The following is a 24,755-nucleotide window of genomic DNA, read 5'->3' on the forward strand; positions in this document are numbered from 1 at the left end:
AATTTCAGCGGGTGGAATCGCGCTGTCTGGGCTGGATTTCCCTACTAGTTGTCGGTCATCTCCGCGGGCACCGCCACCAGCCGCAGGTCCGAGCCGTCACGGAGCACCGCAAGTTCCAGGGGCTCCCCGATCGCTTCGGCGAACAGCAGTTTCTGCAGGCTCTCGGCGTTGGACACGTACATCGGCCCGACCTTCAGGAGGATGTCCCCGGCCCGCAGCCCGGCGCGTTCGGCGGGGGAACCGGGGAGGACTTCGACCACGAGCAGGCCCTCCCTGCGCCCCGTCCGGACGACGGCGCTTGGCTGCAGCTGGATCGGAGTGTTCACCAGGCCCAGGTAGGCCCGGCGGACACGGCCGTCCTTGAGCAGCGAAGCGATGATGCGCCGGGACGTGGCGTTGATGGGAACAGCCAGGCCGAGCCCCACTCCGGCCACGGCGGTGTTGATGCCGACGATCCGCCCGCGGGCGTCCGCCAGCGCGCCGCCGGAACTGCCGGGGTTGAGGGCCGCGTCGGTCTGGATGACGTCCTCGATCACGCGCCGGCTCCGTCCGGACCAAACGGGGATGGAACGGCCCAGCCCGCTTACCACCCCGGCGGTGACAGAGCCGGCGAGCCCGAGCGGATTGCCCACGGCGATGACCAGCTGACCGACACGGAGGGATTCGGCGTCGCCCATTTCCGCCGGTGCAGCCGTGGGGGCCCTGCCATGGACCACGGCAAGATCGGACAGCGGATCGGCGCCCACCACGTCAACAGCGGTGGCGGTGCCGTCGGCGAAGACCGCGTGGCCGGACTGGGCGCCGCCCACCACGTGGGCGTTGGTGAGCAGATATCCGTCGGAGGTGAACAGCACGGCCGAACCCGCGCCGACCCGGAGCCTGCCGTTGCGCCCGTTGCCGGTCATTTCCAGCGCTGCGACATGCTGTGTGACAGCCTCGGCCACGCGGATGACCGTTGCGGAATAGGAATCCAGCGGGTCTTCGGACACATCGGAACCGGAGACCCTGCTGATGGACGCGGCCACTGTGCACCTCCTGCTTACCGGTAGTCATCCAAGTCAACCACCGCCGCCCCGGCAGTAGTCCTGGAGCGCCTACGCCGTCAGTGAAATACGCCGGATGAAGCGGCAACGGTGCAACAGTTCAGCCCCGCGCGTATCCCCGACTAGGCTCGGACGTAGATCCGCCCGACAGCCCAGGAGAACCTACGTGACACCAGCGTCCGCTTCCCCCGCTCCGCTGCCCCTGCCGGGCCTGACCTGGGGCATCAAGCGCAGCTTCATGGATTACATTTCGGGACTCCCGGACGGTGCGGTTTCCGCGGCCGACGGCGCCACGGTGACCGCGTCTGGCGAGTTCTGTTTCGCACCAGCCGGCTCCGAATACGATCCCGCCAGCGGCACCGGCGTGCTGCGGTTCCGCGGCGACGTCCGTGTTGCCGGCCACCACGGAATGATGTTCGTCCGGCTGCTGGATCCATGGGTCGAACTCACGGCCGGGCACGGAGTGCTGTCCATCAGCACGGGCGACGGCGGAGGGAAGGACCGCTCGGACGTCGGCACCCTGCGTACTGCCGCGCCCCGCAACATGGAAGGGTTTCTCGTCTGGGAGCGCGTCGAGGTGGCCGTATCCCAGGCCGGTTCGGAATTGTTCGACGGCCAGTACGCCGACGGCCAGGCGATGGACCCCCTCGTCATCCGGGTGCCGGCCTAGACAGGACGGGCCCCGGTGCGGATCCTAGCGTGGGCGGGCCGGACGCACCCTAACCGGCGCGATGATCCCGATCAGGACGACGGCGGTTATGGAACCTGCCGCCATGATCGAGGCGAGCACGACGATCTGGAAGCGGCCCGCTTCCAAGGGTGAAAGGCCGCCGAAGATCGCACCCACGAACGCGCCAGGAAGGGTGACCAGGCCCGTCGTCTTAGTCTGGTCGGTCGAGGGGATGAGGGCTGAATAGACGGCGCGCCGGGCCAGCTCCAACGTCGATTGGCGCCGCGTCGCACCTAGAGCAAGCCACGCTTCCACTTCATCCCAATGTTCATTCACCGACTCGGCAAAGTGCCGGCCGGCCAGTGTGGCGATGGTCATCGCGTTGCCGATCACGATCCCTCCAATGGCCAGCGCGTACCGGGGCGTGAACGCGATTGCGCCCGTGCCGAAGACGATCGCCAGGGTCACCACGATGCCCGGCGCCATGGAGCCACCCACGGCGGCCAGGCGGCCCCAAGTCCACCCCAGCCGTCGTGCGGCCGTCACCGCTGCCACCGAGAACATCACGAGAAGTGCGGCGCCGACCCAGACCGGACTGGTGATGACACTGCCCAATACCAAGCTAATGACGGCCAGTTGCGCAGCCCCGCGAAGGATGGCCAGCGCCGGCGCGGTTCGGTGCGGGATCCGGAAAACCGCCAGCAGGACCAGGGTGACCAGCATCAGGAGCCCGACGCCCAGCAACGTGGGCAGGAGATCAACGGAACCGGTCATCACGCCAGCCTATAGACCTTCTCACCAACAACATTGACAGCATCCGCCGTCGGCTGCCTTTCCTCAATGAAACACATCGGCCATGCTGGGCAGCCATCCGTCCGTCTGCAAGGATGTGAACTGTCGTCGCGCCGTCGAGGACCGAAGTTCGTCGAAGGAGACGCTCCATGGTTGAACCCGCCCTTGTGACTGACGGGGTAGATAGCGAGGCCCGCCGGCATGTGCTCCGGGCCCTGGCGTCGGGCACGGGCATCGGGTGGGACGGGCCGGACCGGGCCGTGTTCGAAGAGCGCTTCGACCGCCATTTCCCGGCCTTGTTCCGTTTGTTCCACGATCTCTACGGCGCACGGCACGATTGGCTGGATCAGCTCACGGACCTCGTGATGCAGTCGGCCCGCTCGTGGGCCGAGAGGCCGGCGGAGCTCAAGAGCCTCGACGCCGAACGGGAACACAACAGCGGCTGGTTCCAGGCCAACACCATGCTCGGCGGCGTCTGCTATGTCGACCGGTACGCCGAGGACCTGGCGGGGGTCCACGCCCGGATCCCCTATTTCAAGGAACTGGGCCTCACCTATCTGCACCTGATGCCCTTGTTTCTGGCCCCCGAACCGCACTCCGACGGCGGCTATGCTGTCTCCAGTTACCGCGATGTCAACCCGCAGCTGGGCACCATGGAGCAGCTGCGTGAGCTTGCCGCCGAGCTGCGGGCGAACGGCATCAGCCTCGTCGTCGATTTCATCTTCAACCACACCTCCGACGAACACGAATGGGCCCGGAAAGCGGCCGCGGGCGACCCTGCGTACAGCGACTACTACTGGATCTTTCCGGACCGGTCAATGCCGAACGCGTTCGAACAAACCGTGCGCGAAATCTTTCCGGACGACCACCCCGGTTCCTTCATTGAAATGCCGGACGGACGGTGGGTCTGGACCACCTTCCACACATACCAATGGGACCTGAACTACTCCAACCCGGACGTCTTCCGGGCCATGGCCGGCGAGATGCTGTTCCTGGCCAACCAGGGCGTGCACATACTTCGGATGGACGCCGTCGCCTTCATCTGGAAGCAGCTGGGCACGCCCTGTGAAAACCTGCCCGAAGCCCACACGCTGCTGCAGGCCTTCAATGCCGTGTGCCGGCTGGCCGCGCCGTCGCTGCTGTTCAAATCCGAGGCGATCGTCCACCCCGATGAGGTGGCCCGGTACATCGACCCCGCCGAGTGCCAGCTCTCCTACTATCCCCTGCAGATGGCCCTGATCTGGGAGGCGTTGGCCACCCGCGACGTTTCGCTGCTCACCCAGGCCCTGGAGCGGCGGCACAATATCCCAGACGGCACGTCCTGGGTGAACTACGTCCGCAGCCACGACGACATCGGCTGGACGTTTGCGGATGAGGACGCCGCCGAGCTTGGCATCAATGCCTTCGAGCACCGGCGGTTCCTCAACTCCTTCTACGTCAACCGTTTCCCCGGAAGCTTCGCCCGCGGCGTGCCCTTTCAGGACAACCCCCGCACCGGCGACTGCCGGATTTCCGGCACCACCGCGTCGTTGTGTGGGCTGGAAAGTGGAACAGCCGCGGCGGTGAACCGCATCCTGCTGGCCCATTCGGTGGCCTTCAGCACCGGGGGCATCCCGCTGCTATATCTCGGTGACGAAGTGGGACAGTCCAACGACTACCAGTACGCCCTCGAGGAAGGTCACGGAAGTGACAGCCGCTGGGTGCACCGGCCCCTCTATCCGGCGTCGCACTATGCCCAACGCGCGGATCAGGAAACCCCCGCCGGCGCGGTGTACGCCGGGCTGCGCCGGATGATTTCCGTGCGGTCCGCGACGCCGGAACTGGCCGGCACCCGGCTGGTCGGGTTCGCCACGAACAACCCGGGCGTCCTGGGGTACCAGCGTCCGGGAGAGGGAACCCTGGTCCTCGTGCTGGCCAACTTCAGCGACGGCCCACAGGAGGTGCAAGGTGTGACGCTCTCCGGTTTCGCGGCCGACGCCGTCGACATCCTGACCGGAGCCCACCTGCGCCTCGACGTGGGACTCCTCCTGCACGCCCAGCAGTTCATCTGGCTCCGGGTGACGCCTCGGCCATGAACTGCGAGCCCTCGGCTCATGGGCATGACGGGCCGGAAGTAACTGTTGTGGCCGGCAGTCGCCGCTGCGAAGGGGGTGTAGTGTCCGGCCGCACACTGGTTGAGGAGAGCGTGCGGCCGGAAACTCTGTACGGACGGCTCCGTGGCCTCCGGCGGCCGGTCTTCGGCGGCCTGTTCCCACTCTCCCGCATACCGCTGAGAAGAGACTGAGAGCGGCCTCTCCCCGAGTGGACCGTTCGCCGGTGGGGCCGCTCCGGCGCGCCTCCGGGTGTGCGACGGGTGCCAGGTGGCGGCAATGCAGCCACGGTGGTTGTCCTCATCCGCGCATTGACGCATTCTTGGAACATGGCACTGGGCACACGAGCCACATCCGGCCGTCCCGGCAGGGGCGAGATTCGCTGGGGCGTGCGGAAGCAATCGACGGCGGTCGCCGTCGGCGTCGTTGCCGTGGCGTTGCTGCTCGGCGGTGTACTCCTCCTTATCCTGCTGCAGGCATCCCTGGCGAGGTCCAGCGACGCCGCAGCCCGGCAGAAGGCCCTCGACGTGGTCGCCGAAATGGAGGATATGGACGTCGCGGATGCCCGCGCGTACATCGTTGATACGGCGCATGCGGGCCAGTTCGTCCAAGTGTTGGATACGGAAGGGTACGTACTGGCTGCTTCGGATGCCGAAATCGCCAACGCGCCGCTGTCAGCCCAGCGGCCCAGCCCGGGCCAAACCATGACGCAGGACGTCTCGAGCCTTCCGAGCATCGGCGACAACGACGACTATCACATCGTCACCGTGGGAGCGCGGACGGGCACACTGAGCTATACGGTGGTGGTGGCCCAGGCGTCACAGATACAAGCGGACACCATTTCCACGGTCGCGTGGTTCATGCTGGGAGCCACGCCGCTGCTGCTGCTTACCGTGGCAGGGTCTGTGTGGCTCCTCGTGGGGCGATCCCTGCGCCAGATGGAACGGATCCGTGGCCAGGTGGCCCGGATCAACGCCGAGCGGCTGGACGGGCGCGTCGATGTGCCGCCCACCAACGATGAACTCCAAGCCTTGGCGCTAACCATGAACACGATGCTGGACCGGCTGCAGGCCTCGGACACTGAACAGCGCAGGTTCGTCTCGGACGCCAGCCACGAGCTGCGCAGCCCGCTGGCCACGCTGCGGGCCGGAATCGAGATTGCGGCTGCGGACCCGACCGGGGCGATGTGGCTGCAGATGAAGGATGTCCTCGCCGAGGAGACGACCAGAATGAGCTTCCTCGTCGAGGACCTGCTGACGCTGGCCAAGGCCAATGACGGCGGCCTGCGGGTGGAGCAGAAGGACGTCGATCTTGACGACGTGTTGGACCAGGAGATCCGCCGGCTGCGGTCCACGAGCCGGAACGAGATCTCGGTGGAGCTCGCTCCGGCTCGGATCCGCGGCGACGCCCGCCGGCTGACGCAGGTCCTGCGGAACGTCCTGGACAACGCCGACCGCCACGCCCTTTCCCGGATCGCGGTGGACCTGCGCTCTGTCGGGGACCGGGTCATCATCACGGTCGACAACGACGGCGACCCCATCCCTGAGGCGGATCGGGAGCGGATCTTCGAACGCTTTGTCCGGCTCGACGGCAGCCGCTCCCGGGAAGGCGGCGGCAGCGGACTGGGCCTGGCCATCGCGGCGGGAATTGTGGCGGCCCACCACGGAAGCATCCGTCCGACGGACGGACCAGCGGGTCACTGCCGGTTTGAGATCGCTTTTCCGCGTTCGGAACCGGCAGAACCGGCGGAGCCGGCGGACGTCACGCCTCGCGAGTCCCGGCGGCACGGGGTCCAGGAATCGGGTCGGCGCTGAGCAAATAGCCCATGCCACGCACGGTGGTCAGGCTGTGGAGCCCAAACGGGACGTCAATTTTGCGCCGAAGGTAGCCGATATAGACCTCCACAACGTTGTTCGCGCCCTCGAAGGCTGGATCCCAGACGTTTTGCAGGATCTCCGCCTTTGAGACGATTTGGTCGTGCCGGCGCATCAGGTAGTGCAGGAGCCCATACTCCCTGGCCGTGAGGCTGATGAGGGTATCGCCGCGGTGCACACTGTGGCTGACGGGGTCCAGCGACAAGGTGCCAAGCGTCATGATGACTGGCCGGGCTGGCGCTCCGCGCCGGATCAGCGCCCTGATCCGGGCCACCAGCACCAGGAAGCTGAATGGCTTAGTGAGATAGTCGTCAGCGCCGAGGTCGAAGGCATCCGTCTGGTCGTATTCGCCATCCTTGGCCGTGAGCATCAGAACCGGGGTCCAGACTTTGCGTTGCCGCATTTCCTTCAAGACGTCATAGCCGTTCATCCGCGGCAGCATGAGGTCCAGAAGGATGGCATCGTATTCGTTCTCCAGCGCCGCCGAGAGTCCGCGCACGCCGTCGTGGGCGACGTCGACCACGAACCCCTCGTTCTTCAGTCCGCGGCGGACTGTTTCCGCCAGGGCATGCTCATCCTCGACCATCAGAATCCGCACTCCGGCCCCCTCCCTTTGAGCCAGTATGGCCCTTCCCGGGCCGGGCTGGAAGGAACCTGGCGTGTACAGTGCGAGGGCTGTGCTCGCCGCCGTCCGGTTAGGCCGGCTGGGCAGGGCCGAAAAGCCAGCCCGAAACATCGCTGCGCAGGATCACGTGGGGTCCTCCGGTGGAACTGACGCTCCCGTTGGGAACGTAATAGCCGCGGCCAGCCCCTGGTCCTCCGGCCGCGCGGTCAATCGCGTCGGTGAGGCGGCGGGTCAGGTGCCCGCTGGGGCCAAGGGACCGCAGTTCATTGAGTTCGTCCTGCGTGAGCCGTCCCAGTACTGCAGCGATATCGGCCATGATGAATCCCTCCCGACGGGTGGTGCGGATGGTGCCCAAGGTGGATGGTCCCTAAAGAATCAGGCTAGGGCACGCAAATTAACGCCACATGACGTCCCGGTGACCAGTGGCGAACGAAACGGAATGGGAAGTGCCGCGGCCGGCCGTCTCCGGGTGTCACGAGAGTCACTGCCGCAACTCCCCCGGTCCCCAGCATTTGCACGGCGTCATGCTGTACCGTTCAATCCCGGAGATCCGGAGATCCGGATCTCCGAAGACACACTGAATCCCACGCCCAGCAACTGAAATGAGTACCACCAGGTGGCAACCGATTATGACGAAGTACGCTCCGACGTTGCGGAATCACGCAACGCTTCCCTGGAGGCGCTCCGTTCAGCGAATGCGCCTGACGCCCGCAGTGTTGTCCGTGAACTCGACGAGGCCGATACCTCAGAAGGCGTGGAACTTCCGGGAGCAGACCTTTCCGGCGAGGAACTGACTGTCACGGTCATTCCGCAAAAAGAGGATGAGTTCACCTGCTATTCCTGTTTCCTCGTGCGGCACCGGTCCCAGCTTGCTAAAGAGAAGGCCGGCCACGCGTACTGCGCCGACTGCCTCAGTTAACCTGCAGGAGACCCAGCCCGGCAGGTGAAGGCCCGGCCCCTGCGCTACCGTGTCGGCCGTCCGCCGAATACACTTCTGTCACATGCTTCACAATAGTGTCGCGGGGCCGCCGGACATGACCCGCCGGGGCCGGTTCGGCTACGCTCCTGATGGACGATGCGGCGAGTGCCGGCACGTGGCCGGAGGCTAATTATGAGTAACTCCAACAGCGGGTTGGCGGACCCTGCTGCTGCGTCGCCGTCGAACGCCGCCAATGCACCGGGACGCTCTGACGCCCGGGCGGCCGTGCCGGATGAGGGAACGACCCGCCCGCGGACGCGGACCGGGAGGCCCGCACGCCCAGGGAGCCTGCAGCGGGAATGGTCCATGGCCTTCATGCTGGTACTCGTGGCCCTGATCGCCGGGGCCGCCCTAACTCTCTTCGGCGTCCGTGTGGTCACGGATCGGATCCAGCACGCCGCCGCACAGCACCGCCTCGAGTCGGAGGCCGTCGCCGAGCTGCGGACCGGCCTTGATGCCCACGAACAAGCCGGGCTCCAGCTCTTGTCCGCGGAGCCCGTCGCGAAGTCGTCCTTTTTGCAGCAGCAACAGGACATCTCCGCCCAGTTCGATGCCGCCTCCGGGATCCTGCCGGCGGAGTATGGCATGCGGGCCACAGTTCTCGAGGCCAGGACCGCGTGGCAGGAGGGCCTGTCCGCGCACGGTCGACCGGAACCTTGATGCTCTTGAGCGCATTCTGACCCACCCCGCTTCACAGGCCGGCAAGGTGATCCTCGAGGTCACCGAATCTGCCCTGGCCACGAACGCCGACGGCGGGGTCGCGGCCCTTAACCGGCTCAAGAGCTTCGGTGTCCGGATCGCAATCGACGACTTTGGGACCGGGTTCTCTTCGCTCAGCACGCTCGCGGGTGTTGCCTGCGGACATTCTCAAGATCGACCGAGCCTTCCTGTCCGGGTTGCCTGGGGACGCCCCGGCCGCAGCGATGCTCGAGGAGATCCTGGAAGTGGCCCGGAAACTGAATCTGGCCGTCATAGCCGAAGGCATCGAGGACGCGGGGCAGCTGGACCTGCTGCGCTCCCTCGGCTGCGACATGGGGCAGGGCTTCCTCCTGGCCAGTCCCAGCCCGTCCCCCGTTCTCGAGGCGCTGCTGGCCTCGGGGGCGCGTCTGCAGCCACCGGCCCGAATGGACGCGCCGGCGAACGGCGTCTGAGGCTGAGTCAGCGGTGTCCTGAAACGGCCGGGAAGACCAACGAGGGCTCGTCCGCGGTGGCGAGTGTTAGGACGGCCTCCTCGACAGTTTCGTGGTCCTCAAGCTCGCGTTCAACCCGGCGCAGGGCCACGGCGACGTCGTGTTCGCGGAGGTCCCCCAGGATGTCCACTGCCGCCACGACGTAAAGCTTGCGCGGGCCGACGTACTCGAGATGCAGGTAGGTGATGCGCTCTATCTCGGGGTGCTCCAGGAGGCGGCGGGCCATGGAGCCCTCTATATCGCTGGTCACGGCCTGCCCCACCAAGAAGCGGCGGTTCCGATCGATCAGCACGACGGCGACCGCTGCAAGCAGGATACCCACGAGAATAGACCCCACGGCGTCCGGCACGGATGAGCCCGTGACCTGGTGCAGGAAGATCCCGGCGAAGGCGATGAGCAGGCCGATCAGCGCAGCCCCGTCCTCGGCAAAGACCGCGCGCAGTGTGGGATCGGAACTCTTTAGGACCTGTTCGAGGGTTTTCCGGTCCAGCTCGCGTGCCGCCTTCCGGGTCTGCCTGAACGCCTGGATGAAGGACACACCCTCAAAGACGAACGCGACCGTCAGCACCACGTAGGCGATCGCATAGTCTGCCGCGGGTTCCGGGGTGAGCAGTTGCTGGATGCCGTGCATCACCGACACCACCGCCCCGGCTGTAAACAGCCCAAAGGCGGCGATCATGGACCACACGTAGGCCTCGCGCCCGTAGCCCATGGGATGGGCCTTGTCCCGTTTCCTCGCGGCCTTCCGTTCGGCGATGAGCAGGAAGACCTGGTTGCCGGTGTCGGCCCAGGAGTGGGCAGCCTCGGCAGTCATGGACGCCGAGCCGGTGATGAGCGCGGCCGCGGTCTTGGCCACCGCGACCAGAACGTTCGCCGCAAAGGCAATGAGCACGGTGATCGATGCGGACCAGGACTTCTTGCTTTCACTCTTCACGCAAATCTCCCTCCCGCGCCGCTATGGAATGCATGCCAGTGACTACGCTATCCCCCGCGTCCAGCGTTTCAAGGTGATCTGGTTCTATTCGTGCCGGGTAGGAGCACAATGAGACTAGTACGTTCATCGGCTCTTTTTCGCAAGCTGCTGGGGGTGGTGCGCTATGAATGCTCGCCGGAAGCTGCCGTCGCTATGGTTGGTCCTGATCCTGCTGGGGACCGGCGGGTGCGCCAGCGGAAGCGGAACACCGGCATCGACGTCGGCGCCCCCACCGGGCTCCGTCTACGGCGGCGGCCCGACTGCGGGCACCGCCGCCGCCACGATCACCATCAAAGACTTCGCCTACGGCGACCCGTTGACCGTGACGCCGGGTGCGGCGGTCACAGTAACCAATATGGACACCGCTCCGCATACAGTCACGGCTGACGAAGGCGCAGCCTTTGATGCGGAGGTCAAAGGCGGCGGCACCGCCACCTTCACCGCGCCGACGACGCCGGGGTCCTATCCGTACCATTGCACCTTCCATCCGAACATGCACGGAACGTTGATCGTCAAATGAGCGATCGTCAAATGAGCCCCCAAAGCCCCGGAAGGTCCCAGCGGGTCCGCGGAACCGGGATGGCCTTGCGCATCCTCACGGCCGTTGCCTTGTTCATTGACGCCGCGGTCCACATCCATCTGGCCCCGGGCTATCAGGCGGGGAACCCCGCGGGGATCGGCCAAGGCAATCTGTTCCTGCTGGAATCGGCCGCGGCTGTGCTGTCCGGGGTGTATGTACTGCTGCGCGGAAGCAGGGCCGCCTACGCCGTCGCATTCGTCGTTGCGTTCAGTGCCTTCGTCGCAGTGGTGGCGTACCGCTACGTGGATATTCCCGCGCTCGGGCCATTTCCCGCCATGTACGAGCCCATCTGGTTCTTCGAGAAGTCCCTTAGCGCAGTGGCCGAAGGCGCCGGGGCAATTCTGGCGGCCGTAGGCTTCGCCCGGGCCGGGCGGCGGAGGCCCCCTAGCCGTGCCCCGTCTCCGCAGTGAACAGGCCGGAACAGCGGACTTGCTAGCATGTGGGCGGGGTGGTTCAGGCTGAAGTCGATATCACAAGGCATGCAACAAGATGGCGGGACGGCTACAGGCCCGCCTTCAGACCTGTCGACAGACACGCCGCCCGATGCCGCAGGGCGAGCTAGCCTGGGATCAGTGGGCGCCCGCCGTGCCGTCGTGGATGCGGGGAGTTCCGTCGTGGATGCGGGGAGCGCCGTCGCCGCCTATCTGGTGGTCTGGGCCTCGATCGGCACGGCGGTCCTCACCGATCCTGTTCTCTGGTTCCTGGCCCTGGCGGCGGGCGCCGCGGTGATCCTTCGGGCCGCGGGCTCCGTTCTGCGGCGGAAACCCCGGTTTTCCACCCCCGCGGACCGCGTCACCCTGGGCAGGGCCACCATCGTGGCCTGCTGTGCCGCCGAGACGGTGGTTGGCTTGATCGCCGGATCCGGAACCGGGGGAAGCTCTCTGGTGGTTCTGCTGGGCACCGCAGCGTTCCTGCTCGATGCCGTGGATGGACGGGTGGCCCGGTTGACGGGGTCAGCCACGGCCGAGGGTGCACGGCTGGATTCGGATACGGACGCCGCGCTTGTTCTGGTGCTGTCCTGCGCGGCGGCGGGAACGTTCGGACCGTGGCCCCTGGGCATCGGCCTGATGTATTACGCGTTCCTCGCAGCAGTCTGGTTCCGGCCGTCCCTGAACGACCCGCTGCCGTCCAGCACCGTCCGCAGGGTCATCGGAGCCACCCAGCCCGCGGCCCTGTTGTTCGCACTGTTGCCCGGCGTCCCTCCGTCGCTGGGAGCCATGGTCCTGGGCACTGCGCTTGCACTGTTGGCCTATTCATTCGGGCGGGACGTCGTCAAGCTGGAGCGGCTCCGGCGGGCAGGCCCCGACCCGGTGGCCGGCTCCCCCGCCTCATGCGCCGAAACCCCGGCGGGTGCATGACGGGTCCGCCTCCTCTGCCGTCTCAGGCGGAGCTCTTCAGTCAGGCGGGCAGTCAGCCGGGTGGGGAATCCACGGGGCTGCGGGGCGGGCCTGCCACAGCTGTGGCCGTGCGGGAGGGTACGGGTCTCGGCGCCAGGTTGGCCGCCGCCGGGCCCTGGATGACCGCGCCGTCCGCGGCAAACCGTGAGCCGTGGCAGGGGCAGTCCCACGTCGAGTCGTCCGCGTTGAACGCGACCGTGCAGCCCAGATGCGTGCAGATGGCCGAAACGGCGAGGAGGTCCCCGGCGGGGTCGGCGTAGACGGCGGTCATTTCGCCGTCGATCTCCACTACGGCCCCTTCGCCTGGGCGCAGCCCGGCGACGGTCGGTTGGTCCGGGTGCTGGGCACGGGGTACCTGGTCCGGTTGGGATGCTTGTTCCGGTTGGGATGCTTGTTCCGGTTGGAGTGCATGTTCCGGCTGGGGGCCGCTCCCAGCGGCCCGGCCATCCGCACTAGCACGATTGGTGTCGAATACCGCCGCCCAGGGGTTGTGACGCCCCGACAGGGTGTCGGCCAGGACCAGCGCCGCGGCGGTGCCATTGGTCAGGCCCCACTTGCGCAGCCCGGTAATCACATGAACGTGGGCTGCCGTCGGGGTCAAAGTCCCCGCATAGGGCAACCCGTCGACAGGCATGGCGTCCTGCGTGGACCAGCGGAAGCTGGTCTCCCCGGTGCCGAGGCGCTCACGGGAGAATGCCGCGAGGCGGCGGTACCGGACGCCGGCATCGGCGCTCTCGGCAGCCCGGTGGCCCTCACCGCCAGTGAGAACGTACCGGGAACCGTCGACGTCGATCGCCAGGATTGAGCGCATCGGCTCGTCGACGCTGATAAAGGTCCCGTCCAGCGGCGCTGCTGGCGCCAGGCACGCAACGATGTAGGAGCGGTGCAGGTAGCAGCGTTCCGCAAACAGGCCTCCGTCGCCGATAGGAACGTTGGTGGCAATGATGACCTCGCGCGCCCTTACCGAGCCGCGCCCGGTCTCGACGACGCCGGGCACACCATCGCGGACCGAGGTGACGAGCGAGTCCTCCAGCACGTGGCTTCCGCCGCCGTCAACTGCGCGGGCGAGGCCCTGAAGGTACTTCACCGCGTGAAGCTGCGCCTGGCCATCGAACCGGACTGCGCCCCGGACCGCGAACGGCAGCGGCGTCTCTGAGGTAAAGACTGAAGGAAGGCCGAGCCTCCCGGCCAGGGCCGCCTCGTCGCGGACCCGGGCAACGGCGTCGTCGGATTCTGCATAGGTGTAGTTGGACACCCTGCGGAAGTCGCAGTCGATGCCCTCCTCCGCCACGACTCGCGCAATGTGCTCGATCGCGGCCTGGTTTGCCTGCCCATACATCCCGGCGATGTCCCGACCGTGCCGGGCCGCAAGCTCGGTGTAGACGAGGCGGTGCAGGGAGGTCACCTTGCCGGTGGTGTGCCCCGTGACACCGGTGCCAATGCGCGCGGCCTCCAGTACCGCTACGGTGTGACCGTCCCGTTTAAGGGCCAGTGCCGCAGTCAGGCCGGCGATCCCTCCCCCAACCACGGCCACGTCGACCTCGAGATCCGAGTCCAAGGAAGGATAGCCGGTGGCATCGGCCGTGGCGACCCAGAGCGAAACCTGTCGTCCTTCGAGCCGTTCACCCACGGCGCCGCCTTCCGCTGAACATTCAGACTCAGAGGCCCTCAGTTGCTTCCAGGCGGCCGGAGCGGACCGCGTCGGCAAAGGCCTGGTAGTCCTTTTCGTTCTGGTCCGCGTAACGCTCGGAGAAGTCGGTGATGGAGCGCTCGAACTTGTCGCCCTTGCCGAGATAGGAGGAGAGCGCGATCGGGTCGCCTGACCGGGCGTGGGCACGGGCGAGGGTCCAGCCGCATGCGTCGGCATAGAAGGTCATGCCGAGCGGTTTCATCCCTTCCACAACGGCTGAGCCCTTCATGTCACGCAGTTGGCGCCAGTACAGGTACCGGTTGTCCTGCACGCCTTTGGTCCACCCCAGGAAGATGTCGCTCGCGGCCTGCATCATCCGCTGGCCCCGCACTACGCGCTCGCCCGGCTGCTTGAACTTGCTCTTCGGCAAGTGGTCCTCGAGCACGGACCTTGTGGCCTCCTTGACCTGGAGGAACAGGGGGTCCTGTTGATCGCGCCCCTGGAGCAAGGCGATGAAGGCCCGCGTGCCGACGCTGCCGACACCCACCACCTTGCGGGCGACGTCGACGACTTCGAATTGTTCGAGCAGGTGTCGGCGGTCGTCTGGCAGGTTGATCCGGTAGGACCGGAGCTGCTCTCGAACCGCGTTCTCAACCTCATCGCCGGACATGCCGAACGATTCTCCCAGCTCACGGGCCGGGATGACGATCGGTGGCTGACTGACAATCCGGTACTTTCCGTCCGCCAACTCGGCGAGCTTGGACAGTGCCTGCAGGCTGTCCCGGGTGTGGGCCTTTTCGACGTTCTGCTTCGCCTCCTTTTCCATGCCTTTGGCGGCCTTCTTGAGGGCCTTCCCCTTCTGGGTTGCGACGGCGAGGTCGATGGCTTCCATCAGCTGTTCCTCGGACAGGCGGGCATACCAGATGTCCAGGGTGCGCATTTGTGCGAACTCGGCCATCGCCTCGCGATACGCCCGAACCGACGAAAGGGTCGCGTCGCGTGTTTCTTCCTTGGTGAACGCGTTGTTCCGCGCCGCGATCGTGAAGCTGGCGGCCATCCGCTTGACGTCGTATTCAAACGGCCCTGGAAGTGTCTCGTCGAAGTCGTTCAGGTCGAACAGCAAGTTCCGCTCTGGCGAGGCGAACACTCCGAAGTTCGACAGGTGGGCGTCTCCGCACAGCTGGACGCGCAGGCCGGCCCGCGGCGTGTCCTTCAGGTCGGCGGCCATGATCTTGGCCGCCCCGCGGTAGAACGTGAAGGGTGAGGCCAGCATCCGGCCGTGGCGCACCGGCACGAGGTCCTGTTCCCGGGTGAGGTTCTGTTCCTCGAGCAGTGCCACCGGATCGGGACGGTCGGACGCGGGCTTCCACCCTGTGTGGCTTGCGACCGGCGTTTTCTTCCGGTCGCCCTTGCCTTTTGATTCGCGTTCCTCGACGCTAAGATGCTTGACTTTCTTCTCGGCCATGCTCGGCGACCTCCCTTTGACTTCAGGAACCGCCATCGGCACTGATTGCCTGGGTCAGTCCTGCTGAGCGCGCGAGCGCGCCTTGGGTCGAGCTAATGCGATTGTGGCCCCGAAGCGGCCCCTCGTCAACGCGTTGGCGATGCCTTGCCGAACTCCGGCGCGGGGCAATCGTCAACGCGCTGCGGACCGTTCCGGTCGCGGCAGAAGGGCTGGCAATCGGCTCATCCCGTTCGGGTGATGCCTTCCTTCACTGTCTCGGGTTACGTTGCAAACGAGTGGGCAAACCCGCTCTCGTTGCCCACTCGGCACACCACACCGCAACCAGATGGAGACATGACCATGGCCGAAGAAGAAACTCCCGTCCTCGCCGCCCTCGCCGACATCACAGCCGTGTCGCTCGAACGCTCCACCCTCGGGCCGCGCGAACTGATGCTGGCCCGGATCGCGGCCCTCGCAGCCGTCGATGCCCCGGCCGCCTCCTACCTGCTCAACGCCGGTACGGCAATGGACGTCGGCATCACCCTGGAGGACGTCCAAGGCATCCTCATCGCAGTTGCTCCAATCGTCGGGACTCCCCGGATCGTGGCGGCAGCCGGCAACCTCGCCAGCGCACTGGGCTTTGCCCTCGAAATGGCGGAGGCAGAACTCGAAGCAGAGGCCGAAGGCTGAGCCTGTCCTCGCCGAAAAACAAACTTGACGGTAACCTTTCCTACGAACCGCACGTCACGGCGTCGGCAGTTCCTCGCTGCATCTGCCACGATGCCCTGATCAAAGGCGGCCCATGAACAAGAACCGGCTGGAGGCCTTCAGCGACGGAGTCCTGGCCATCATTATTACGATCATGGTGTTGGAGCTTCATGTCCCGGCGGAACCGACATGGTCGGCGTTGCTCCACGAACTTCCAACGGTGCTGAGTTATCTGCTGAGCTTTGTGTATGTGGGGATCTACTGGAACAACCACCACCACATGCTGCATTTGGCCGGGCGGATCAACGGTGGAGTTCTCTGGGCAAATCTGCACCTGCTGTTCTGGTTGTCCCTCATCCCGTTTACCACCCGATGGATTAACGACGCCGGTCTGGCGCAGGTCCCCGTCCTCGTCTACGGACTGAATCTGCTGCTCGCAGCCATTGCCTACTACATCCTGAAATCGGCGCTGATCAGCCAGCAGGGACGCGGTGGTGCCCTGGATCAGGCCATGGGACAGGACTGGAAAGGCAAGGGATCGCCTGTCTTGTACATCGTGGGGATGGGGCTGACCTTTGTGAATCCCCTCCTGGGAATCGCCGCTTACACAGTGGTCGCCGCGATCTGGCTGATCCCCGACCGTCGTGTGGAGCGGTTCGTTGCGCACACGTGAGTGTCGAGGCGCACGTGAGTCTCGAGGCGGCTACTACCGGACGCGTTGAGCCAGCGAGGCGCTCAGGAACCGCAGATGCGCCGGGGTGGGCGCCAGGACGTTCGCCGCGTAGCCGGGGTGCTTGCCGAGGTACTTCTTGATGTAGGGACACACGGGAACGATCGTGAGGCCCGCGGCGACAGTCTCATCCAGTGCCTGCGCGGCGAGAACTCCGGCCAGCCCGCGGCCGCCATATTCCTCGCTGATCTCCGTGTGGTAGAAAATCCGCTGGTCTGCCGCGATGTCATCCACGTAAGCGGCCTGTCCGATCATTGCGTCGGCGTCGAACACTTCGAAACGGCCGCGCTCCGGGTTGTTCCTGATGGTGATCATGTCAGCGTGGTCTCCTGGGATGGGGCGGGTTGGCGCGGTGGCCTGGCTTGAGGATATTGGATTGAGTAGGTGTCGGACGCCACTGAGCACGGCTCGGGCACGCCCTAGCCGCGCGGCCGGATGCGCGCATTCGGGAGGGCCGGGGCCGGGAGGGCGGAAGGCCCCCCGGGCGGAAACGGACCGAACCGCAGGCCCTTTCCTGCTACGGCCGCCCCTGCCGGGCCGGCGTCGGAACCGTCCGCAGAACCGTTTTCAGCGCCGATCTCGGCCTGCCATTGGGCCCTGTACGCGACAATCTCGTCGTGGCTGCGTCCCACGAAGTTCCACCACATCACGATCTTTTCGCCCAGCGGCTCGCCGCCGATCAGGAGCACACGGGCCCCTTCCGGGCCTGCGGACAACGTCAAGGATCCACGCCCGGCCGGCACATACGCGAGGTGGTCTTTCGGGACGGGGTGGCCGTCGAGGACCAGGCTGCCCGAGTCCACCAGCAGGCCGTGTTCAAAGGATGGATCTGTGTCGAGGGTCAGTTCCGCCCCTGCCTCGAGCAGGATCTCCGAGCCCAGCAGGGGTGTGTGGGTGGCGACCGGCGAGGCTGACCCGGCGAGCGTGCCCAAGAAGACCCGCATGGTCCATCCGCTTCCGCTGACCGGTTCCGGGCGATAGTGCTCGAACGTAGGTGCCATGTGGCGTGCCCTGTCCGGCAGCGCCACCCACAGCTGCGCACCGTGCAGGACAGTTGTGTCCGGGGTAGAAAATTCCGAGTGGCTGATGCCGCGGCCGGCGGTCATGAGATTGACTTCGCCGGGCCGTACTGCTGCGTGGAAACCTGCCGAGTCCTGGTGTTCGATCTCCCCCGTGAACAGCCAACTGACGGTCTGCAGACCGGTGTGGGGGTGCCGCGGGACTTTCATGCCGCCGGAATCGCCGACCCGGTCCGGGCCATAGTGGTCCAGGAAGCACCACGCCCCAATAAGGCTGCGCTGGCGCTGCGGAAGTGTGCGCCGCACGTCCATCGCCCTCGGTCCGCCCAGCGGGACTTGCCGTGGGGCCAGGAGTTCGACGCCGGCGCGCGTACTCTCCGTTTCGCAGAGGATTTCCTGAGGCGCAACTTCGGTATTGCTCATGATGACAGCCTAGCTTCGCGCCGTCCGCGGGTCAGCATTCGGGACACGGCCTCATCGGGCCGGACCCGGCTTCAACGGGCCGGGACCGGCCTTAGATCCATGAGGAACGCCGCAAAGGGGGTTCCGCGCCGCCGGGGCGCTGGACCAGGACCTGGTTCACGCCAGTGAGGCCGTCCTCGAAACCGAGGGCGCTGGCGGCCATGTAGAGCCGCCACACGAGGGCCCTGCCCACGCCGGCAAACCGCACGGCCTCGTCCCAGTGCTCCTCAAGGTTCCGCACCCAGGCCCGGAGCGTCAGGGCATAGTGGCGCCTCAACGCCTCAATGTCCAGGACCTCCAGGTGCGCCGATTCGAGCGCAGCGACCATGTCGGAGAGGCTGAGCATCTCGCCGTCCGGGAAGACATAGCGGGGAATGAAGGAATCCGGGTCCGCTGCGGTCCGTCCGGCGTTCCACGAGATCGCGTGGTTGAGCAGCCGGCCTCCCGGGCGGAGCAGCCCGTGCAGCTGGGAGGCGTAGTGCTGGATCTGCTCGCGTCCTACATGCTCTGACATGCCGATGGAACTGATCGCATCGAACGGCCCGTCATCCACATCGCGGTAGTCCTGCACCCGGATGTCCACCCGCTCCGTCAGCCCCGCGTCCGCGGCCCGTTTGCGGGCCATGGCCGCCTGCTCGACCGAGAGCGTCACGCCGACGACGTCGGCCCCGAAGTGCTGGGCGGCATGAAGTGCGAAGCTCCCCCACCCGCATCCCACGTCCAGCACCCGCATGCCCGGTTTGAGTCCCAGCTTGCGGCAGACCAGATCGAGTTTGGCCGCCTGTGCGGCGTCAAGTCCGGTTTCGTCGGACTCCCAGACCGCGCAGGAGTAGACCATGGACGGTCCCAGCACGAGCGAATAGAAGTCGTTTCCGACGTCGTAATGGTGGGAGATGGCCGCGGCGTCGCGGCCCTTGGAGTGACGTCTCCCGTACCTGCCCACGCGGGCTTCCTCCGGCGGCGGAGCCGGGTTCGGTCCCAGCGCGCCGAGCCGGACGGCAATCCTCAGCAGCGCAAACACCTCACGGGGTGTCGGCGGCCGGAACGGTCCGGGCTCGGCGAATTTTCCGGCCGAGCTGAGTGCGGCGAAGGCGGCGAAGATGTCGCCGGGGGCCTCGATTTCACCGGCCACGTAGGCGCGGCTCAGTCCGAGCTGCCCGGGAGACCACAGCATCCGGCGAAGTGCCCGCCGCGATCGGAACACGACAACGGGAGCATTCTCCGGGCCCGCTTCCGAGCCGTCCCAGGCCTTCAGCCGCAGGGGGATCCCGTCGGTCCCAAGGATGATTGCCAATGCGTCGGCCAGCCGTGAAGCCGCATTCGTGGATGTCCCCATGTCCAGTGCCTCGATTCTCGTGACTCGTCTCCAATGCCGTGGGCTGAGCCCGGCAGTTCCAAATCTAAGCGCAGGACACGGCCCGCAACCAGAGCCTTGATCCCGTTTCCTTTTTGCCGCCCCTTGCGGCCAGCCCTTTGCCGCCGCCTTTTCCTGCTGCGGGGCGGCGGGCGGCTCTGGCGCTTGCGGGTGCGGTTGCCTATGGTGTGTCCTATGTCTGAGTCTTTCTCGTCCCTCGTGGACACGTTCAAGAATGTGGGTGTTTCCCGGTCGTACGGCCCCGCCATGAACATCGCGGGGGAAGAGGTCATCCCCGTCGCTGTGGTGACGTTCGGCTTCGGCGGAGGCAGCAACACCGAAGACGCCCAGACCGGCGGCGGAAGTGGCGGCGGGGGCGGCGGCCTGGTGTTGCCTCTGGGTGTCTACGCCAAGGGCGCCTCGGGCCGCATGGCGTTCCGCCCCAACACCGTAGTGGTGCTTGTGGCGTTGGCCCCGCTGGTGTGCGCCGTCGGCGTTTCGATTCGCGGCATACTGCGCACCGTCCGCCCGCGCCGCTAGCACGGTCTGGGGCACTGAGCCAGGGGGCTGGGGTCGGAGGGCCAAGGATTCCCCAAGCCGGGCAGGGCATCGTTTGGCGTGGGCAGCCTGGGTCTCAGGCCGCTCTGTGGACGGCGTCGAATGGACATGATCGACGATGAACTTATTCAGAACCGCATGCGCAGCAACCTTGGGCGGAGCGCTCCTGATGACAGCCTGCGCTGCACCTCCGGCCACGCCGGGACCTACGACCACAGTGACGGCGACTCCCCCGCCGTCAGTGGTGGTCTTCAATCCGCAGACCAGCGGCAAGGATCTGGCCGAGCGGATCAAGGCCCGCGCCAAACCCAAGGACCCCGGCATCACGATTTCCGGTGTGGAGTGCAAGAACTTCCGGGACATCAAGGTAAACACGCATACGGACTGCCAAATGGTGGTCAACGGGGTCAAGCGCGGGTATCGGGCCACGTTCACCCAGCGTGACGGTCACTACGAAATCAAGGCCCAGGAACTTACCTGGTAGGCGGCGAGGCGTACGACATGACGGGTTCCCGGTCGTCGTCCGCGTCGACCCAGGCCGCGAAGTCCTTCAACGACATGAAGCAGTAGTAATCGCAATACCGCAGCTTCTTCTTCTCCGACTTGCTCATGCCGGTAATTCGATGCGGGGGCTTTGACGGATGGGATTACGACGTCGGCGACGGGCTATGGGGTCGGGGCCAGCGGTTCGCCTCGGCTCTTGCCGGCGTCGGCGATGGCGAGCGCAAGGTCGGAGAACACTTCCTCCGGTGTGCCCGAGGCAGCCAGTTCGGTGAAGTGCGCGTATTCGGGCATCGCCCGGTAAGCGGCCCTCAACGAGTAAAGCTCACCGAGCGTTTCTGTGTCCGTGCCGCGGGCCAGCACTCTCTGATGGGCCTGTTCCGGGTCGATTACGAGGTGGATGACAACGTCAGGTTGCGGAAACTTCGCTAGAAGAAAGGGAAGAAGCCGGCCCCGGGGAAGGCCGCGCGCCTGACGCAGCGCAAGCTGGCAATGCAGGTGGCGGTCCATGATGACCAGGCCCGGATGCCTGTGCGCCCTGGCGTGGGAAACCACCACATTCGCAGTGCGGACGGCTGTCTCTACGGCGTCCGCCAGCCGTGGGTGAAGTTGTATGCCGAACTGTGCGCTCAGTAGGGACATCCTGCGCCGGCCTGCGTAGTTCCTCAGCAGCAGCGCTTTCTTGCCCGTCCGCCGTGCAGCTGCGACCGTGGCCCGTGCGGCGGTCGTTTTCCCCGATCCATCAATTCCCGTCAAGACAATCAGCAATCCGGCTCCTTCTCGTGGTGGCGTTGTCCGCGCCCGGGTGTGCAACCGGGGGCCTTCCCGGTGGCAAGGCCGCATCGAGGGCGATGGCAAACGGCCGTGTGAACATTCCACTGCCCCGAACATGATGGGCTCGTGGGCCCGCCTACTACTACCAACGGTAGAGGCCTCTGATTCGTCCCTTGACGGTGAACCGTCAGCCGTTGTTGCGCGCCCGACTGGGTTGGACCCGCGGTGGTTCCCCGGGCATCTTCGGAAAGTCCGGCGGGAATGGCAGCTCCCCCAGCCCGGCCTCGACGTCCCTGTCCCACCATTCCAGGAGGAGATCGACGGTGCCCGCGCCGCCCGAATGCATGCCTTCCCACGGATCGCCGGAGGCTTTGAGCCGCTCCGGCACGGTGACGATCGTGAAGGCACTCGGATCCGCGGACGCGAGCTCCTCCCAGCGGATTGGGCACGACACCGTCGCGTTGGGGAGTGCGCGCGGGCTGTAGGCACCCGCTATCGTGCGGTCGCGGTTAGCCTGGTTGAAGTCGGCGAAGATGCGGGCGCCGCGTTCCTCCTTCCACCAGGCGGTGGTTACCTGGTCGGGAAGGCGCCGCTCGAGTTCGCGGGCCGCCGCGATGACCGCGTGCCGCACCTCCAGGAATTCCCGGGTCGGCTCGATCGGAGCAAAGACATGGAGCCCCCGGTTGCCTGAGGTCTTAATAAAGGCGTCCAGCCCGGCCTCCGCGAGGACGCGCCGCAACTCCAGCGCGACCGGAACGGCCTCCGCGAACCCGGTACCGGGTTGCGGGTCGAGGTCGATGCGCAGCTGGTCCGGGTTGTCCGGATTGCCGGCCCTGGAGGGCCACGGGTGGAAGACCACGGTATTCATCTGCACCGCCCACACCGCCGCGGCGATTTCGTCAATGACCAACTGGGGATGCGAGCGTCCGCTGGGATAGACGACGTCGACCGAACGGATGAAATCCGGGGCACCTTTTGGCGGGTTTTTGGAGAAGAACTGCTCGCCGTCCACCGTGTCCTTGAACCGCTGCAGCGTCACCGGCCGGTCCCCGTTCGCCGCCAGGAAGGCGTCCCCGACGTCCACCATGTACCGGGCCAGGTCCAGCTTGGTGAGTCCCAGTCCGGGCCAGACGACCCTGGCCGGGCTCGACACCCGCAACTCCCGGTCGCCGTGCGGACCGCTGACAGTGAGGTGGACTTCTTCCTTGGCCATGGGGACAACCTACCCCGGCGGCGGGGACAGTTGAAGAGCGCAACTAGCACAGCGGGCGGACGGCGGCGAACCGGCGTGCGGCGTCGTGGTCACGGAATGGAACCCCAGCGCGGAAGAGCGGTGTGGCAGGCGCCGTGAAGCGGAACGTCCCTTGAACCGGCATGATGGACGCATGACAACGCCCGAGTTCCCGATCACCATTGAGGTCGGCGACGCCACAGTGTCAGGCGTCTTTGCCGAGCCCGACGGCTCCTTCGCCACCCTGGTTGTTGCCCACGGCGCCGGTGCGGGGATGGACCATCCGTTCCTCGTGGGCTTCACCCGCGCCCTGAACGACCTTGGCGTCGCCACCTTGCGTTTCAACTTCCCCTACCGCGAGGCAGGACGGAAGTTCCCTGACAGGCCGCCGGCGGCAATCGCAGCCTGGCGCGCGGCCATGGACGCCGCTGCGTCCCGGTCCGCCGAACGGCCACTGTGGGCCGCCGGGAAGTCCTTCGGCGGACGGATGGCCTCAATGGCCGTGGCGGAAGGCATGCCGGCTGCCGGGCTGGTCTACCTGGGCTATCCGCTGCACCCGCCCGGCAAACCGGAAAAAATTCGCGATGAGCACCTCTACGGACTGACGTTGCCGATGCTTTTCCTGCAGGGCACGCGGGACACCTTCGCCACCCCGGAACTCCTGGAGGCCGTGGCCGGCAGAATCGGGCCTTCCGCGACCGTGGAGTGGCGCGAGGGCGGCGACCATTCTTTTGCCGTTGCCGGCGCCAAGCGCAGTGCCGACGAGGCGGGGGCGTCCCTGGCGGCCACGGTGGCTGAGTTCCTGAAGACACACGGCGAAAATCCCGCGAACGTACTCTCCTAGCCGACGTTGCCGAACCGGCCCGCCCCGTGGCGCACACGCGCTTCGATGGCGTCGGCGGCCGCCACGGCCCCTCCCGCGCTGCGGACAATCTCGCTCATTGCGGCCACCTTCCGCCGGACCTGCGCGTCAGTGTGCAGCGCGGCGACTGCGGCCCGGAGCGCCTCGGGCCCGACGTCTGCCGCCGCAAGGTGCCGGCCGAGACCCAGTTCTTCAAGCCGGCGGGCGGTGGCAACCTGCTCCGGTTGCTGTGGCACGGCCACTAGCGGGACGGCGAAATAGAGTGCCTCCATGGTCGAATTCATGCCGGCGTGGGTGATGAAGACAGCGGTTTGGCGCAGTATCTGCAATTGCGGGAAGAAAGGCCGGACCTCGACGTTTGGTGCGATAGCCCCGAGATCGGCGAGGTTGGTCTGGTCCCCGACGGCCATGGCGACGTCCCAATCGCTGCCGCCGAAGGCGTCAAGGCACATCCGGTAGAAGTCAGGCCGGCTGTTCAGTGGAGTGGTCCCCAGCGAAATGAAGAGCAGCGGACCCGTTCCCGCACGGACCCATTCGCCGTCGCTGTCCCGGCCGCCCACGCTGGGCCCCACAAACCGGAACCGGTCATCGAAAGTCTCCCCCATGGGCTGGAACTCGCGGGGAAGGAACACGATGTTGAACGGCGCAGGCGGGCCGTCGAACAACCGCGGCGTACGCACACCTTGCTCGGCCGCGAACTCCGCCAGCAATCGGCCCATGGCCAGCGCAACCTTCGCCATCTCATCGGCGCCTCCCGGTGGCGGGGCAGGCATCAGCGACCTCAGCGAGAAATGTTCATTGCTGGCATAGGTGGGCATGAGGGCAATGGCCGGGGCACCGATCTTTTCTGCGGCCATGCTGCCGCTGAGGGTCATCGCGTCAAAGCAGACGGCGTCCGGCGGGTCCTGCCGCAGGCGGTCCACCAGTGCCGGAAAGCTGGATCTGATGTCCTCGAACACCCGGTTCATGATCGGCAGCATTAGGTGCGCCTGCGCCCGCTGCCCCGGCGCCAGGCCTGGCATTGACGCCATCCAGTTCCCGCCAGAAGCGTATAAAAGCGCGCCGGCGTTGCGGATCTGCGGTCCGAAGTCGGCCGACGTGAAGTACGTAACCCTGTGCCCCCGGCCCACCAGCTCCGCCACCAACGGCAGGGTCGGGTTCACGTGTCCGTAGGCGGGAATGGAGACGAACGCAAGATGCATGGCCATCACTCTTCATCGCTTGGCTGAGGTCCCGTTGACCGGCCTGGTTGCCCGGCGTCCCGCGGGC

Annotated in this window: 28 protein-coding genes; 14 read left to right on the forward strand and 14 right to left on the reverse strand. The window is 66.4% G+C overall.

What is annotated here, in order from left to right:
- Positions 1–44: 44 nt before the first annotated feature.
- Positions 45–1,025, reverse strand: coding sequence for a trypsin-like peptidase domain-containing protein (locus M2428_RS03620; RefSeq protein ID WP_277523812.1), 981 nt, complete (start codon positions 1,023–1,025; stop codon positions 45–47).
- Between the two features lie 184 nt (positions 1,026–1,209).
- Between M2428_RS03620 and M2428_RS03625 the strand changes: the two genes are divergently transcribed.
- Positions 1,210–1,713 carry an HtaA domain-containing protein gene (locus M2428_RS03625; protein ID WP_277523814.1) on the forward strand — a complete coding sequence of 168 codons (504 nt, stop codon included), beginning with the start codon at positions 1,210–1,212 and terminating at the stop codon, positions 1,711–1,713.
- A 24-nt stretch (positions 1,714–1,737) separates the two neighbouring features.
- Here M2428_RS03625 and M2428_RS03630 read toward each other — a convergent pair whose 3' ends face one another.
- Positions 1,738–2,487 carry an ABC transporter permease gene (locus M2428_RS03630; protein WP_277523816.1) on the reverse strand — a complete coding sequence of 250 codons (750 nt, stop codon included), beginning with the start codon at positions 2,485–2,487 and terminating at the stop codon, positions 1,738–1,740.
- Between the two features lie 167 nt (positions 2,488–2,654).
- Here M2428_RS03630 and M2428_RS03635 point away from each other — a divergent pair, with 167 nt between their 5' ends.
- Complete coding sequence (locus M2428_RS03635) at positions 2,655–4,580, forward strand: amylosucrase (RefSeq protein WP_277523818.1); 1,926 nt, start codon at positions 2,655–2,657, stop codon at positions 4,578–4,580.
- Between the two features lie 344 nt (positions 4,581–4,924).
- The gene (locus tag M2428_RS03640; protein WP_277523820.1) at positions 4,925–6,409 is read left to right on the forward strand and encodes an ATP-binding protein; all 1,485 of its coding nucleotides are present in this window, start codon (positions 4,925–4,927) and stop codon (positions 6,407–6,409) included.
- Here M2428_RS03640 and M2428_RS03645 read toward each other — a convergent pair.
- Positions 6,357–7,067, reverse strand: a complete 711-nt coding sequence (locus tag M2428_RS03645; protein WP_277523822.1) for a response regulator transcription factor — start codon at positions 7,065–7,067, stop codon at positions 6,357–6,359. The genes M2428_RS03640 and M2428_RS03645 overlap by 53 nt on opposite strands.
- Positions 7,068–7,164: 97 nt before the next feature.
- Positions 7,165–7,410 (reverse strand): hypothetical protein, encoded by a 246-nt coding sequence (locus M2428_RS03650; RefSeq protein ID WP_277523824.1) that lies wholly within the window; start codon positions 7,408–7,410, stop codon positions 7,165–7,167.
- 300 nt (positions 7,411–7,710) lie between these two features.
- Here M2428_RS03650 and M2428_RS03655 point away from each other — a divergent pair, with 300 nt between their 5' ends.
- The 3 genes from M2428_RS03655 to M2428_RS03665 all read left to right on the forward strand — a co-directional run bounded on the left by M2428_RS03655 (position 7,711) and on the right by M2428_RS03665 (position 9,224).
- On the forward strand, positions 7,711–8,013 hold the full coding sequence (locus M2428_RS03655) for a DUF4193 domain-containing protein (protein ID WP_028276793.1): 303 nt from the start codon (positions 7,711–7,713) through the stop codon (positions 8,011–8,013).
- Between the two features lie 192 nt (positions 8,014–8,205).
- Positions 8,206–8,733 (forward strand): hypothetical protein, encoded by a 528-nt coding sequence (locus M2428_RS03660; RefSeq protein ID WP_277523826.1) that lies wholly within the window; start codon positions 8,206–8,208, stop codon positions 8,731–8,733.
- A gap of 191 nt (positions 8,734–8,924) precedes the next feature.
- The gene (locus tag M2428_RS03665) at positions 8,925–9,224 is read left to right on the forward strand and encodes an EAL domain-containing protein (RefSeq protein ID WP_277523828.1); all 300 of its coding nucleotides are present in this window, start codon (positions 8,925–8,927) and stop codon (positions 9,222–9,224) included.
- A 7-nt stretch (positions 9,225–9,231) separates the two neighbouring features.
- Here the strand turns inward: M2428_RS03665 and M2428_RS03670 are convergent, their stop codons facing one another.
- Positions 9,232–10,197 (reverse strand): cation diffusion facilitator family transporter, encoded by a 966-nt coding sequence (locus tag M2428_RS03670; protein WP_277523829.1) that lies wholly within the window; start codon positions 10,195–10,197, stop codon positions 9,232–9,234.
- A 163-nt stretch (positions 10,198–10,360) separates the two neighbouring features.
- On the opposite strand from M2428_RS03670, the gene M2428_RS03675 reads away from it, so the two are divergent.
- From M2428_RS03675 to M2428_RS03685, 3 genes are all read left to right on the forward strand, one after another.
- Positions 10,361–10,756, forward strand: a complete 396-nt coding sequence (locus M2428_RS03675) for a cupredoxin domain-containing protein (protein ID WP_277523830.1) — start codon at positions 10,361–10,363, stop codon at positions 10,754–10,756.
- Positions 10,757–10,767: 11 nt separating this feature from the next.
- Positions 10,768–11,226 carry a hypothetical protein gene (locus tag M2428_RS03680; RefSeq protein WP_277523832.1) on the forward strand — a complete coding sequence of 153 codons (459 nt, stop codon included), beginning with the start codon at positions 10,768–10,770 and terminating at the stop codon, positions 11,224–11,226.
- 162 nt (positions 11,227–11,388) lie between these two features.
- A complete protein-coding gene (locus M2428_RS03685) occupies positions 11,389–12,174 on the forward strand; it encodes a CDP-alcohol phosphatidyltransferase family protein (protein WP_277523834.1) in 786 nt (261 codons plus the stop codon).
- A 52-nt stretch (positions 12,175–12,226) separates the two neighbouring features.
- On the opposite strand, the gene M2428_RS03690 is transcribed toward M2428_RS03685, so the two are convergent.
- Positions 12,227–13,843, reverse strand: coding sequence for an FAD-dependent oxidoreductase (locus tag M2428_RS03690; protein WP_277523836.1), 1,617 nt, complete (start codon positions 13,841–13,843; stop codon positions 12,227–12,229).
- A 28-nt stretch (positions 13,844–13,871) separates the two neighbouring features.
- Positions 13,872–15,308 (reverse strand): DUF2252 domain-containing protein, encoded by a 1,437-nt coding sequence (locus tag M2428_RS03695; protein ID WP_277523838.1) that lies wholly within the window; start codon positions 15,306–15,308, stop codon positions 13,872–13,874.
- A gap of 339 nt (positions 15,309–15,647) precedes the next feature.
- On the opposite strand from M2428_RS03695, the gene M2428_RS03700 reads away from it, so the two are divergent.
- Both M2428_RS03700 and M2428_RS03705 read left to right on the forward strand, forming a co-directional pair.
- A complete protein-coding gene (locus M2428_RS03700) occupies positions 15,648–15,977 on the forward strand; it encodes a carboxymuconolactone decarboxylase family protein (protein WP_277523841.1) in 330 nt (109 codons plus the stop codon).
- A gap of 112 nt (positions 15,978–16,089) precedes the next feature.
- On the forward strand, positions 16,090–16,668 hold the full coding sequence (locus M2428_RS03705; RefSeq protein WP_277523843.1) for a TMEM175 family protein: 579 nt from the start codon (positions 16,090–16,092) through the stop codon (positions 16,666–16,668).
- A 33-nt stretch (positions 16,669–16,701) separates the two neighbouring features.
- Here the strand turns inward: M2428_RS03705 and M2428_RS03710 are convergent, their stop codons facing one another.
- The 3 genes from M2428_RS03710 to M2428_RS03720 all read right to left on the reverse strand — a co-directional run bounded on the left by M2428_RS03710 (position 16,702) and on the right by M2428_RS03720 (position 19,542).
- Positions 16,702–17,040, reverse strand: coding sequence for a GNAT family N-acetyltransferase (locus M2428_RS03710; RefSeq protein WP_277523845.1), 339 nt, complete (start codon positions 17,038–17,040; stop codon positions 16,702–16,704).
- A 104-nt stretch (positions 17,041–17,144) separates the two neighbouring features.
- Positions 17,145–18,167, reverse strand: coding sequence for a pirin family protein (locus M2428_RS03715; protein WP_277523847.1), 1,023 nt, complete (start codon positions 18,165–18,167; stop codon positions 17,145–17,147).
- Between the two features lie 91 nt (positions 18,168–18,258).
- Positions 18,259–19,542 (reverse strand): cyclopropane-fatty-acyl-phospholipid synthase family protein, encoded by a 1,284-nt coding sequence (locus M2428_RS03720; RefSeq protein WP_277523848.1) that lies wholly within the window; start codon positions 19,540–19,542, stop codon positions 18,259–18,261.
- A gap of 213 nt (positions 19,543–19,755) precedes the next feature.
- Between M2428_RS03720 and M2428_RS03725 the strand changes: the two genes are divergently transcribed.
- Positions 19,756–20,100: a hypothetical protein gene (locus tag M2428_RS03725; RefSeq protein WP_277523849.1), complete on the forward strand. Its 345-nt coding sequence runs from the start codon at positions 19,756–19,758 to the stop codon at positions 20,098–20,100.
- 187 nt (positions 20,101–20,287) lie between these two features.
- Complete coding sequence (locus M2428_RS03730) at positions 20,288–20,602, forward strand: hypothetical protein (protein ID WP_277523851.1); 315 nt, start codon at positions 20,288–20,290, stop codon at positions 20,600–20,602.
- Here the strand turns inward: M2428_RS03730 and M2428_RS03735 are convergent.
- The 3 genes from M2428_RS03735 to ligD form a co-directional block, all read right to left on the reverse strand.
- Positions 20,592–20,729, reverse strand: coding sequence for a hypothetical protein (locus M2428_RS03735; RefSeq protein ID WP_277523853.1), 138 nt, complete (start codon positions 20,727–20,729; stop codon positions 20,592–20,594). The two genes, M2428_RS03730 and M2428_RS03735, sit on opposite strands and share 11 nt — an antisense overlap.
- A gap of 55 nt (positions 20,730–20,784) precedes the next feature.
- Positions 20,785–21,387: a thymidylate kinase gene (locus M2428_RS03740; protein ID WP_277523855.1), complete on the reverse strand. Its 603-nt coding sequence runs from the start codon at positions 21,385–21,387 to the stop codon at positions 20,785–20,787.
- A gap of 193 nt (positions 21,388–21,580) precedes the next feature.
- A complete protein-coding gene (gene ligD / locus M2428_RS03745; RefSeq protein ID WP_277523857.1) occupies positions 21,581–22,606 on the reverse strand; it encodes a non-homologous end-joining DNA ligase in 1,026 nt (341 codons plus the stop codon).
- Between the two features lie 172 nt (positions 22,607–22,778).
- Between ligD and M2428_RS03750 the strand changes: the two genes are divergently transcribed.
- On the forward strand, positions 22,779–23,468 hold the full coding sequence (locus tag M2428_RS03750; RefSeq protein WP_277523859.1) for an alpha/beta family hydrolase: 690 nt from the start codon (positions 22,779–22,781) through the stop codon (positions 23,466–23,468).
- On the opposite strand, the gene M2428_RS03755 is transcribed toward M2428_RS03750, so the two are convergent.
- Positions 23,465–24,688, reverse strand: coding sequence for a macrolide family glycosyltransferase (locus M2428_RS03755; RefSeq protein ID WP_277523862.1), 1,224 nt, complete (start codon positions 24,686–24,688; stop codon positions 23,465–23,467). The two genes, M2428_RS03750 and M2428_RS03755, sit on opposite strands and share 4 nt — an antisense overlap.
- Between the last annotated feature and the right edge of the window lie 67 nt (positions 24,689–24,755).

This window comes from Arthrobacter sp. ES3-54 (assembly GCF_029504395.1).
Classification (GTDB): Bacteria; Actinomycetota; Actinomycetes; order Actinomycetales; family Micrococcaceae; genus Arthrobacter.